Source organism: Streptomyces sp. NPDC002513, from assembly GCF_053595355.1.
In genome coordinates this window covers 1-11,898 of sequence record NZ_JBSFXK010000104.1, presented here as the reverse complement: position 1 = coordinate 11,898, position 11,898 = coordinate 1, and the positions used below count along the sequence as shown (strand labels likewise).

General features: G+C 67.4%; 8 protein-coding genes and 2 pseudogenes. 5 read left to right on the top strand and 5 right to left on the bottom strand.

Going from position 1 to position 11,898, the window contains the following annotated elements; genetic code table 11:
- Positions 1–187: 187 nt before the first annotated feature.
- Positions 188–427, bottom strand: coding sequence for a DUF4158 domain-containing protein (locus tag ACWD5Q_RS34195; RefSeq protein ID WP_451430967.1), 240 nt, complete (start codon positions 425–427; stop codon positions 188–190).
- Positions 428–1,487: 1,060 nt separating this feature from the next.
- On the opposite strand from ACWD5Q_RS34195, the gene ACWD5Q_RS34190 reads away from it, so the two are divergent.
- The 4 genes from ACWD5Q_RS34190 (at position 1,488) to ACWD5Q_RS34175 (ending at position 4,500) form a co-directional block, all read left to right on the top strand.
- Positions 1,488–2,798, top strand: coding sequence for a peptidase (locus tag ACWD5Q_RS34190; protein ID WP_451430966.1), 1,311 nt, complete (start codon positions 1,488–1,490; stop codon positions 2,796–2,798).
- A 446-nt stretch (positions 2,799–3,244) separates the two neighbouring features.
- Entirely contained in the window at positions 3,245–3,427 is a 183-nt protein-coding gene (locus tag ACWD5Q_RS34185) for a PmrA (protein ID WP_451430965.1), read from the top strand.
- A gap of 90 nt (positions 3,428–3,517) precedes the next feature.
- Positions 3,518–3,718 (top strand): hypothetical protein, encoded by a 201-nt coding sequence (locus ACWD5Q_RS34180; RefSeq protein WP_451430964.1) that lies wholly within the window; start codon positions 3,518–3,520, stop codon positions 3,716–3,718.
- 116 nt (positions 3,719–3,834) lie between these two features.
- Positions 3,835–4,500: a hypothetical protein gene (locus tag ACWD5Q_RS34175; protein WP_451430963.1), complete on the top strand. Its 666-nt coding sequence runs from the start codon at positions 3,835–3,837 to the stop codon at positions 4,498–4,500.
- Between the two features lie 137 nt (positions 4,501–4,637).
- Here the strand turns inward: ACWD5Q_RS34175 and ACWD5Q_RS34170 are convergent.
- From ACWD5Q_RS34170 to ACWD5Q_RS34155, 4 genes and pseudogenes are all read right to left on the bottom strand, one after another.
- Positions 4,638–4,789: pseudogene (locus tag ACWD5Q_RS34170) on the bottom strand (site-specific integrase); the annotation flags it as partial.
- 67 nt (positions 4,790–4,856) lie between these two features.
- A complete protein-coding gene (locus tag ACWD5Q_RS34165) occupies positions 4,857–7,109 on the bottom strand; it encodes a hypothetical protein (RefSeq protein ID WP_451430962.1) in 2,253 nt (750 codons plus the stop codon).
- Between the two features lie 396 nt (positions 7,110–7,505).
- A pseudogene (locus tag ACWD5Q_RS34160) lies at positions 7,506–7,778 on the bottom strand (transposase); the annotation flags it as partial.
- Positions 7,779–8,118: 340 nt separating this feature from the next.
- Positions 8,119–10,863 carry a hypothetical protein gene (locus ACWD5Q_RS34155; protein ID WP_451430961.1) on the bottom strand — a complete coding sequence of 915 codons (2,745 nt, stop codon included), beginning with the start codon at positions 10,861–10,863 and terminating at the stop codon, positions 8,119–8,121.
- Positions 10,864–11,467: 604 nt separating this feature from the next.
- On the opposite strand from ACWD5Q_RS34155, the gene ACWD5Q_RS34150 reads away from it, so the two are divergent.
- A complete protein-coding gene (locus tag ACWD5Q_RS34150) occupies positions 11,468–11,656 on the top strand; it encodes a hypothetical protein (RefSeq protein WP_079077019.1) in 189 nt (62 codons plus the stop codon).
- Positions 11,657–11,898 lie beyond the last annotated feature (242 nt).

The window sequence follows — 11,898 nt, the reverse complement described above, 5'->3', positions numbered from 1 at the left end:
GCACTGCGCCACGCAACCGGCGACCGGATCCGGCCGGCGGCCTGACCGCCCGCCTCACCGCAGAGGTTCGAAAGAGCCGGTCCCCATTCGCTCCGGTGGACACACACAGTGACTAAAGACCCTCACTGATTAAGGAATACGCGACAGCCGAATACGCGAGGTCGCCAGTTTCATACCCCTATCTGGGTCATGCCCCGTACTTCGCCAAGTCCTCCGCCGGCACCTTCACCACGTCGGCCACGTAGTCGACCGCGGCCTGCGGGAACTCCTCCACGAACTGGGGGAACCTGCCCTCCAGCTCGAAGAACTTCAGCAGCATCGCGAAGCCCAGCCGGTTCGCCCCGGACTTGTTCCGCAGCCGTCCCATGTCGTCTTCGAGCAACGTCCAGACCTCGATCAGGTCCTCCGGCTCCCAGTCCTGACGCACGCTTCGACCCCTTCTCAGTCCCACCGAACGCGACCGAGGTGACGCGCGCACATCAGGGTGCGGGCGAAAACGCTCGAACCCGGGACAGCCAACCCCCAGATCGGCTACACAGAGCTATTTGTCTGGTAGCGGCAGCTACACGAGCACACGGCCGAGTAGGTGGCGAGCCCAGACGGCGACCTGCCCGCGCTCACCTCGCTCGGGTTGGCGCTGGCTGTCGTACGTGAATTCCCGCCCGAGGAACATCCCTGCGCGGCGATCGGGCTGAGAGGTCGGCCGCCGCTGTGCGCTTGATGCCACCGGGAACCACGTCAGGGTGGTGACCGTCTCAAGAGTATGAAGAGACGAACCGTCACCGTGCTTCTCGCGGCTGCCGCCTCCACCATGCTGGGCGCGTGTGGCAAAGCGACACAGGTCGTCGGACAGAGCGGCCTCCCAACGGCTCCGATCGTCCGGAGTGGTACGCAGCCCTTCTCGTCCGCACGTCCGATTTCCGTCAGCCAAGACGGGCGCGTTCTGTCCGTCAAGGCACTGGGAGGCGGCTGCCAGACTCCCGGTCTTTCGACCCGAGAGGGCGCTGAAACGGTGACCGTGACCATCAAGGTCGTCACCCGGGAGAAGCCCGGCCAGGGCTGTGCGGCCAATGTGGCTCTTGTACCCGTCCAGACAACACTGGCGCGGCCACTGAACGGACGCAGGCTCATTGACGGGTCCACTGGCCGACCCGTGCCTGCTTCCTTGGTGGTGACCTCTTCGCATCCTTCCTCGCGTTGACCCTCACTCCTGCTTCGCCCCCTCCGTCACAGCAGAGGGGGCGAAGCTGTGATGCGCTTCGGCAGTCAGCCTGATGACACGTCACACCGGCCCCATCTGGACACAAAGGATTCGGAAACTCGTTCGCACGGGCTGCGCGGACCTGTTTTGGTGACGCCGTCAGGTGATCAACAATTCGTGTCTCGCGGCTAGTTGTGGCACGGGCTGTTCTGGTCACGCGGGTTGATCGTTACAAGGGGTGATTGTGGGCAGACCGCTCACGTCCATAGCTGGAGTCGGGGCCGCTGTGCTTGCACTCGCGGCGGTTGCGGTGCCGCAAACGGCGACCGCCCAGCCTGCAAAACCGACCAAACTGACGCTGGCGCAGATCGCCGCGCTCAGCCCAGAAGCGCAGGGCCGAATACTGGATCCGTTGCGGGCTATCGCAGCCGCAGTGGACCACGTCGGCAAGACCACCGAGGCCGACACCTACTCCAGCCTCCAGATCGACGCCCCTGATGGACGGGTCGACGTCTACCTCACCAACCCATCCAGGGAGGCCGGCTTCGTCAAGGCGGCCAAGCACATCAACAAGCACATCGACGCCACGCGGATTGCCGTGCACCCCGCCCGGTACACGCTGCGGGCCCTGCACGCTGCGCGGGACCACCTGCTCGCGCAGGAGGCCAAGCACCAGTTGCCCTACAAAATCTACACAGCCGCCGTTGCGGCGGACGGTAGCGGCCTGCAGGTCAGCGTGGACAAGCCGGGCACTGCCCTGGCCAGCGCGGCTCGCACGGCTTCCGCGCAGCTGGCCAGCTCGAACACCGCCACCGTCTCTGGCGTGACCGTCACCATTTCCAAGGGCCAGGCGGCGTCAACCACTAGCTGGGCGGACACGAAGTGGCACGATAGCTCGCCGTACATCGGCGGTGATCAGCTCACTGACGGCAGCTATTACTGCTCAGCGGGCCTGCCAGCGGTACGCACCAGTGACAACACGCCGTTCATGATCACGGCCGGTCACTGCTTCAGCACCAACGACCCCGTCTATACGGGGGGTGGCTCCACGCCCACCATGGGCGACTACTACGACGGGCTGACTGGCACGTTGGGGAATTCTGTCGGCACTGTCGCCAGTGTGAGCACAGCGTGGGATGCGGAAACCATCTCCGGCTCGAACAACAACAGCGACGAAAGCGACAGCACGACCTGGCACCCCGTCACCAGCGACGCCTACTCCTACAACGGGGACATGGTCTGCCAGGACGGTGACGCTTCGTTCTTCATGCAGCAGGGCACCGTCTGCGGCATTCAGGTCACCAACCAGGACATCACCTACTCGATCACTGACTGGACGGGCACCCACAACGTCCGAGGAGTAGAGGGCACCCGCCTTCCGGGCAACCCCTGGGCTAACGCCCACGGTGACAGCGGAGCCATGGTCTTCAGTGTCAGCGGCAGCACCCGGCAGGCCCGCGGCATCGTCTCCGCCGGCCTCGACCCCTGCTGCTACTCCTACGGGACAGAGGGCGACATGGCGTTCAACTACATCCTGTGGACCGAAGCTCCAGACATTCTGGGGCACTTTGGGATGAAGCTGAACCCGGCCACGTGACCGCTGTGCCAGCGTGAACGTCACCCAACCCTGCTGAATCCGGCAGGCAGACGAGGCCCCGCATCGTGCCGGTGCGGGGCCTCACACGCCTATCCTCCGAAGGGCGGATCTGGATGCGCGTGCCGTCGTAGGCGTCGCGAGCGCGCCTCGGCCAGCGACACACCCAACGAACGCGCCACAGCACCCCTCCTCGCCGTCGGCCGGGCCCTCCCCGGCCCGGCGCCTCATCCCGGTCAACGATCCAGCCGCCCGCCGGCGACGCCGGGGGGCGGGTCCTCAGGATGCCGACCCCGCCCCACCATCCGCCGCCGATCGGGCGGCTTCCGCCTCGGGCCACCCCCGCGTCGGCGGGGAGGACTACATCTCGGGGCACCGACGAAATGCGCTGGCCAGGGGGGCGTCGTAGCAACGGCCGCAAAAACAACGGATATCGCTGACCTGCGACGATGCCGCACCGCTGGCGGCACAGCGCACTCACCCACGACGCGGAGAGCGGCACCAGCGCGCCGATGCTGCTGGCCCGCTCCCGCCACGCCTCCGTCCTTTCGCTGGAACGGTACGCCCGCCCCGGCGTCGACGCAGTCGCCCGGCACGTCGCGGCCCAGGACCCGGCCGCCCGCCGCCGCTGACCAGCAGCCACTCCAGACATCGCCCCAGGTCAGCGATATCCGTTGTTTCTGCGGCGATTACTACTGGCCCCCCTTAAGGACCAGCCGGCCGTGTCGCTCGATCGCGGCACCGTGCTGTCCCAGCTCGATGAGTTCGAGAACAAAGCCCGAGGCCGCGGAGTCAGTGACACAACATTCCGCCACCTGACCGAGGTGCTGAACCTCAGTGGCGTACAACGTGACGATCTCCGCCGGCTACTGACCAGCAACCGCCCGGAGCGGTACACGGCGCCCCTGTGGCGAATCGTATGAGAGACGACCACGTGTCCCCTGCCCCCGCTGATCTACCCGATCCGCAATGGACACTCGCCCAAACCAAGTGGGCGGGACTGAGTCACGCCTATGGGCCGGCCACGGACGCGCCCAAGATGCTGATGGCGCTGCTGGCCGCAGATCGGACCGTGAGGACGAAGGCGCTTGGCGACGTTCACGGCATCCTGCACCACCAGAACACGATCTACGAGGCAACAGTCCCGGCGGTGCTGTATGTGGCCGCAATCCTGGCCGACCCGAGAACGACGTTTCCGGTCGACAAGAACCGCCGTGACTTCCCCGGCTGCATGCGGGCCGAACTACTAACCTGGATCGGCTCGGTCGCCAGCGAGGTGACCGATGCGGCCGATGCCATGCGCCAGCGGCATGGGTTTCCTCTCAACGACTATCCGCCCGCCGTAGCCATACGCCAGATCCGGCCGCTGCTGTTCTCAGCCGCTTTCGCATACGTCGATGACGCCGACCGCCATGTACGCGAAGCCGCGATCGCAGCATGCATCCCGCTCCTGGACGACTCCGAGTTGCTGCCCTGCCGAGCAACGCTGGTACCACTGCTCCGCGAGGTGCTCGGGACCAGCGAGCTCTGGCAGCACCGTGAACGGGCCATCGATGCACTCGACGCATGGGGCGAGGACTCCTCAGGCCTGGAAGGCCAGCGGAATCCCTTCCTCTTCTGCGACACCGACCCATCGACGGACAGCTCTCCGTGGCTCGCAGGCTCCAGCCGCATCGAGGGCTACGGCGAAGAGCCACCCTTCTAGCTCCGACCAGTCCATCTAGCTCCGACCAGTCCATGATCACGAGTGCTGCCGGTCGCTGAGTTGCAACCTTCTCTACTGGTTCAAGGCCCGCGCACGGCGGCGCGCTCGCGGCCGCGGGCAGGACGTACGGAGAAACCCTCTATGGCTGGGGCGGTCGACTCGACCGGCTTCCTCTCGGGGGTCAACCCAGCCTTGGCGAGTGCCCGCTTCCATGTCTCCTCGTCGAGGATGTACGCCGTACGTGGCCGCCGCGCGGTCCGGTGAAGATCAGTCGCTTGGTCATGGGAGGCCGGACTGCTTTTACTCGGGTGCCATAGACCGGAGCCGGCCACCAACCGTCTCCGCACTGCCTGACCTCATGAGGGGCTGCCGGGGCGGACGGTGAGGTAGGTCCACTGGCTCCACACGCTGCCGGTCTGTGCGCTCTTTGCCGGCGGCGTGTAGTGGCCGCGGATGCGGTACTGGTCGTTGCTCGCGAAGAGCTTCAGAGCCCGGCCGTAGCCGTACCAGCCGTCGGAGTACAAGGGCACGCAACTCTGCGAGGTGACCTGATGCCAAGCCCCCGAGTAGTGGTGCTCGACGTACACCGACATACAGCCGCCGGACTGATGGGGAGTGACCTGCAGGTTGAAGCCCATGTTGACTTCGGACTTGTAGAAGACCTGGTACGTGGTGGATCCGATGCGCGTGGTCCCCGTCGGCCACTGCATCTGCGTCCGGACCGTCGGCGTGAGGGTCGCACTGGTGGTCACCGTGCGCGGCGCATAGCGGTAGTCCCCCGCGAAGGCCGCGCTGAAGACGGTGTTGCGGGTGATCTTGTAGTACGCGACGAGGTTCCCGTGCGCGTCGACCTTGCCGCTCTTGAGCTGCGTCCGCGACGCGCCCGCGGGCTGGTCGTACAGCGTCACGGAGCGGGAGTTGTACGTGGTCCCCAGATGCGCGGTGACCTTGACGGTCGCGCCGGAGTGGTACGACTTCGCGTCAGTCGCCACACTCAGGGTCGGAGTGGCTCGGGATACCTGTACCTTCGCCGACGCCGTGACCGGGAGGTAGGAGGTGCCACCGTCGTAGGTGAAGGCGTAACTGTTCGCGCCGCCGGCCTGCGGGGTGTCGTGCAAGGCGAAGCTGCCGTCGGCGGCGACGGGCACGGTGCCCGCCGAGTAGCCGGAGGGGTGCGCCAGGTCGGTCTTGACGACGTGGACCGCGCCGGTCGTCACATGCGCATGCGGCCAGGTGAGGTGACCGGTGACGGTCAGCGGTGCGGCACGGTCGCCGGCGGAGGGAGCTGTCAGCGTCATGGTGGGCGCGTACTTCGCTACAGGGATGTCGAAGGTCCGGCCGGCCGGGCCGTAGGGGCCGCTTCCGGAGTAGTCGACGCGGAAGCTCAGTGGGCCGGTGAGGGGGGCAGTGCCGGCGACGTGGTAGACGCCGAACCAGTCGGCCGCATTCGGCGGGGTCGTCGTCGGGTCTGGAATGAGCACGCCGTCCGGATCGGCGTCGTCGTAGCGCGTGATCCGTACAGTGCCGGGAATTATGGAGTCTCCGGCTCTGAGGCTGAGGGGCGAATCGAACCCCGCCCGGAACGAATAGGCCTCGCCGGGGGCGATCGGATCGGTCGCGCTTCCGTAGAGCCTGACCGACGCGATTTCCGGGGTACGAGCGACGTGGAGCGTCGGTGTTCCCCCGGAGGCGTCCACGGCCACGCCATAGAGCCGGCTCTCGTCCGGTGCCCAGGCAACGCCGTGTGCGGCCGAGCTCAGCGGATAGCCGAACTCGTACTCGTTGTAGTAGCCCACGCCCGTCTCCGGAAACGCCTTGAGCCCGTCGTCGCCGCCCGCTACGGTGCCGTCCGGGGCCACAGCGACAGACCTGTCGGGCACCGCCGTGGCGAAGAATCCGTCAACCGCCAGATCCGAGGTGCGGTACCGACCGTTGCTCGCATTCTGCGATGACGACACCGCCAGGTGCAGCCCGTCCGCAGTGACCGCGAGGTCGCCCAAGTCGGGGAAGGGCAGCGCCTTCGCCGCCTGCCGGGTCAGGGCACCCCCCTCCGCCCGGTACGTGACGAAGGCGGACGTGTCGCCCGTCTGCACGGCGGCCGCGAGTACGCCGGAGGGCGTCGGGGTCGTCGCCAGCAGCGGCGACCCTGCCCAACTGTCTGAATCCTGAGCCAAATTGACCGTACCGGCTCCGTCGACGGATCCGATGCCGCCAACGCCTGCTGTGCCGTAGCCGAACCAGAGGGTGCCCCCGGCGACGGCCAGCGAGTCCGGATGGGTGCCCGCGCCCGTGCCGTAACGAGCCGACTCGGTCAGGTTCTCCGTGTTGATCGCCGCGATCGCGTCCTGGTCCGGAAGAGCCGCGTACAGCGCGGATCCGTCGTCGGAGAGGGCGAGACCGGTGGCACCCGGCTCACCACTGATCACCGTCGGGTTCCCGCCGTCGAGGTCGGTGACGAGAATGCCGTCGGTGCCGGCGCCGCCACTGATGAACAGGTGTCCGTGCGGAGCGTCCACGACCATGTGCGAAAAGTGCGCGATCGGCAGCGGTAGGTCCGACGCCGCGTACGAGTCGACCGCGCCGGGACCGATGACAGTCGTCAGTCCCACGAGCAACGCTACGGCGGTTGGCGGCGAGAATCGCGCCAGCTTCATGAAAGGCCCCCACATAGCTTTCACGATCAAGGGGCGCAACCTAGCACGGGGAAGGTCGGGCCACAACAGCGGGTGGGGCGGATCAGGAGCCGGTTCGCGGCACAAGTGCCGTCGCTTTCCAAGCTGAGAGCTCTGAGCAAGGGATCAGCTCCGACTCGTCGCCACGGCCCCGCTGGCGCGGCTTACTCCGGTCGACGGCACCGCATCGTGTTCGAGGCCGTATCCGAACGAACCCAGGCTGAGCCCTCGTGAGGTGCTCGCGGCCCTTGCCTGCGGTCACCTGCCGGAGGAAGATCTTTCGGGATCGAGGGTGCGGTGCTCCAGGGCTCCAGCGCCCTTGGTCGCAGGTCAGCGGCCCTCGCGCTCACGGACCTTCCCGCGCAGCCGGTCGTGGAACTCGGCGATCAGTCCGTGCTCGCGCCAACGGCGGAAGAAGGCGTAGACGCGGCCCCAGTCGGGGAAGTCCGCGGGCATCGCCCGCCAGGAGATGCCGCCCGCGACCAGGTAGCGGATCGCGTCCAGCAGCTGGCGGTGGCAGTAGCCCTCGGGCTGCCCGCCCCGGCCCTGGAGCCAGGCCGGCACCGGCAGCAACGGTCGGATGGCCGCCCACTCCGCGTCCGTCATGTCCGACGGATACCGGCGTACCCGGTCCGGATGGTCGGCCGCGTTGCCGTACACATGCGCGAGGCAATCACACGATGGAGCAGCCGAGTTGGACTGGACGGGCTCGGACGCGTACAACAACGACACCAGGGCCTCCCGGCATTGCTCGGTTAGATTCGCATCCCCGAACTACCGAGGGGCCCTGTCTTCATGCGCGCACAACGGGAAGATCACCCCGGCGGGAAACCTGTTCGACCCGCACGTTCCATGATCGGTTGAGATACGGCTTCTAACGAGGGGCCTTTTGGGTAGGGCGTCGACCCTGGTTGGGGTCGGCGCCCTGTGACGCGTACGAGAGGGGTCAGGGGACGTTGTGCGTGGTGTTGCTGGCCCAGAGGGCGCCGCCCTTGCCGATGCCGCCAGTGCGTTTGTAAACGACGAGGTTGCCGTCGTCCTGCATCACCGCGTACGCCCCGGGGTTGCCGTAGGTTCTGGTGGACCACAGGGCGCCGCCCTTGCCGGGGCCGCCGCTGCTTGCGTAGACGACGAGGTTCCCATCGGTCTGCGTGATCGCGTACGCCCCCGGGTGTCCGGAGGTCCTGCTGGACCAGATGGCGGCGCCGTCGCGCTTGCGGTACATCACCAGGTTGCCGTCGGTCTGCATCACCAGTCGGGTGTATCGGCTCTGTGTCCACCATCCGGCCTTCATGGTCTGGCCGGAGGCGATGGTCTGGGAGCGTGCGTACGAGCCGCTGGACCACAGGACACCGCCGGAGGCGGTGCTGCCGGCCCGGTAGACGACGAGGTTCCCGTCGTCCTGCAGGGCTGTGTGCGCGCCAGGGTTACCGGAGGTCTTGGTGGACCACAGGGCGCCGCCCTTGCCGGGGCCGCCGCCGCTCGTGTAAATGACGAGGCTGCCGTCGGTCTGCATGATCGCGTACGCGCCGGGGTGTCCGGAGGTCCTGCTGGACCAGATGGCCTGGCCGGTGCCGCTGCCGCCTGTCTTGAGGTAGGCGACGAGGTTGCCGTCTGTCTGCATCACCAGCGTCACGCTGCTGCTGCTCAGATGGTGTCCCGACGGGAGCACCTGTCCGGACAGCATGGCGCTGCCGGCGGCCGGCGCGGGGGCGGATGCGGGAATCTGCGGGTCGACGATGTGGATGTTCTCGTGCGCGTCGAGGTAGGCGATCCCGCCGTGGTACTTGTCCACCGCCCAGGTCATGCGGCGGTCGTCGGTAAGCGGTCCGGCCGGAAGATCGGCTAGGTCGCTGGTGACCGCGGTGTCGGTGTGGACGTCGGTGAGCACCAGTTTTCCGGCAGCCTCGTCGTGTTCGACGAGATAGCCGTCGCCGAGCTGGGCGGGCCCTGCGGAAGGCAGGGGGATGTCCTTGCCCCTGGTGAGGTCCCACACACCGGCTGGTGCGTTGTTCCCGCAGGACCAGTAGACCCACCGGCTGGCCGCGGCCTGCAGTTCGCTTGGCACGCACGGGGCACCGGTGGCAACGGTCTGCACGGTCTTCTGCGTGGTGAGGTCGACCTGGCTGATGGTGCCCGCGGTCGGGCCGGCCTCCCACAGCGTGGAGCCCGACAGCGCCGCCCCGGTGGCCGGGCGGCTGAACAGTATGCGGCCGGGGTTGGTCGAATCGGTGTCGCCGATGTACTGCTTGTGCGTGGAGCCGCCGTCGTAGACCACATAGCGACCGTCGGCGTCGACGAGCGTGCCGCCGGTCGCGGAAGGTTCGATGAAGTAGCCGGTCTCGCCTTGCTGAACGGTGACCTTGTCGCCGTCGGAGCGCCACAGCTGCGAGATGCGGCCGTCACCGGTACCGATCGGCCGGCAGGTGGCCGCTGCGTCGCAGTTGCTGGGTGCCCAGGTCCGGCCGAACGTCGTGTGGGCACCGTAGGAGGGCGTGGTGCCCAGCGTGATGGAGCGGGTGAAGCCGTTCACGGCGGGCATGCTGCTGCGTTCGTCGGTGAACAGGGTGCCGCCGGCAAGCGAGAGTCCGTCGATCGGTGATGGCGTCGCGGGGTCGGAGTCCACTGCGGTCACGGTGGGGGTGCCATCGGGGCCGGGGGTCACCCTGCGTGCTGCCCAGTCGGTGGCCGACGCTCCGCCGGTGACCAGAACGCCGCCCGGTCCGGTGCGGATCTGGTCCGGGGTGGCGTGGGGGAGGAGGGTGAGCGTGTCGCCGCCGGTCAGGGGTGTGGCGGTCAACGGTCCGCCCAGGTCGTAGGTTGGGGTGCTGGTGCTGGAGGGGCTGTGGATCGCTATGAGCCAGTCGCCTGCGATGCCGAATTCGGTGGCCACCATGCCTGCGACAGCGGGCACGGTGACGGTCGTCTGCGGGTCGCCGGGGGAGGGCCGCGGTACCAGGTGGATGGCCGAGGTGTCCTGCTGCGAGTACCAGGCGATGTATTTGTCCGTCAGGAGGACGGAGACGTTTGTCTCGGGCACGGTGCCGGATATCGGAGTCATCTGGCCGGTGTTGAGGTCTACCAGGGCGAGCCGTCCGCCCGTGGTGTCGGTGTAGTGCACGACCGTCGTGTCGGCGTCGCCCGCTCCCGTGCCGCCGGTGATGGTCGCGTCTGCGGGCCAGCCCGTCATCTGGGTGTCGGTGACCTGGCCGCCGGCCGGCGTGAGGATGTGCAGTGAGGCGAACCGCTGGCCCGAGGACCCTGGCACCATCGTCACGACGTGCGATCCGTACGTGCCCATGTAATGCTGACCGGCCGGGATGGGGATGCTCGTCGTGGTACCGGCGTCCATGTCGTGGAGTTCGATACCGGTCGTGTCCACGGTAGCCACGACATCCGCGCCCGCGCCGGGGTGTCCGGCGAGAGTCCCCGTTACGGGGATGTCCGGGCCGCCCTGGTAAGCAGTCCAGACCGCCCCGGGGTTGCTGCCGCTCTGCTGGTGCAGGAACCCGCCGGGACCATCGGAGTTCAATACGTCAAGGCTCGGAAGGTAGTCCAGAGCAGCGGGAATGACGGTCTCGGTGGGGCTGGCCGCCTGGGCGGCCGGTGCGGCGATCGCGGCGAGGCCTGAGACCAGGGTGAATGATGCGGCTACGGCGATCGAGCCGCGTACGCGGGCGCGATGGGCCACCCGTTCCTCCTAATGAAGGTGAGAAGGCATGGGTGGGACGCCGCAGACGGCGCCTCGTCATCCCGGTGATGCTGTTGGAAGCCCTCGGCTCGCTGTGCCCCCCATGCAAACGGCGAAGCTAACGCAGTCTCACGAGGATGGGGAAGCTCCAGCAGACCATACTTGCCGAGTTCACAACTTCGAACCGCCCTCATGCGCATGTCGCAAGGCTTGAGTTGACGTGGAACGAGAGGCGCCTACACGGGAAGAGCCGACGTCGCGTCTGTCGGCAGACGATTGCCCATCCAGCGGCTGAAGGCACCCGCGGCACATCGATGGGAAGAGGACGAGACGTAGGGGACGGCGCGTCTCAATTTTCGACTCATTCAGCCCCATTCACTGTTGTTCAGGCGGGTTCCCCAGCCATCCCCGCAGCGGTGGCCAATCGCCTATGAACCCAGGTGAACGCCCCCGCACACACCCCAACACCCCACCAGCACAGTTGGAAAGCGTGTGGGTCAGCAGCCGCATACTGCCTCGCCGGTTGGCCGCAGCCCGCGTATGGTCGCGCGTCGGGGGTGACTCGCTGAAGGACGGCACGGGGTTGTGCCGGGAACGGGGGACCGTGAGCAGGAGACGCTACGTCGCCCGGGGCGTGCCGGGTGGTTACCGGATCTGGGACAACCGGGGACGTCGATGGTGGGGCGATCTCTACGAGTTGTGTCCTGACGATCTCGTGGCCGAGCTCAACGGCCAGGCAGACCACGCACGGATCACTGCGCTGATGAAGCGCTACAGGGCGCAGAAGCGGTAGGTGACCCCGGAGCATGGATGACGAGTGCGCGCACCACAACCGCACCAGAACGGACGGGGAACAGCGGGGAATCACGGGGAAAGCAGCCGAACCCGACGGAGCCGTGCCCGGACCGTTCGCCCAGGTCAGCGCCTGAACCGGGCACAAATGAGAGCGTGGTGGTGAACCGGACAGTGTTCGGTGGGTGGGGCTGGCGGGGGATGCCTCGAACGATCTTGCTGGCCGGTCGGCGTGCATGGAAG

Excerpts from the sequence above, each read along its gene's own strand:
- ACWD5Q_RS34185 (WP_451430965.1), top strand. The coding sequence starts at position 3,245 with ATGCCGCACCGCTGGCGGCACAGCGCACTCACCCACGACGCGGAGAGC.
- ACWD5Q_RS34175 (WP_451430963.1), top strand. The coding sequence starts at position 3,835 with ATGCTGATGGCGCTGCTGGCCGCAGATCGGACCGTGAGGACGAAGGCG.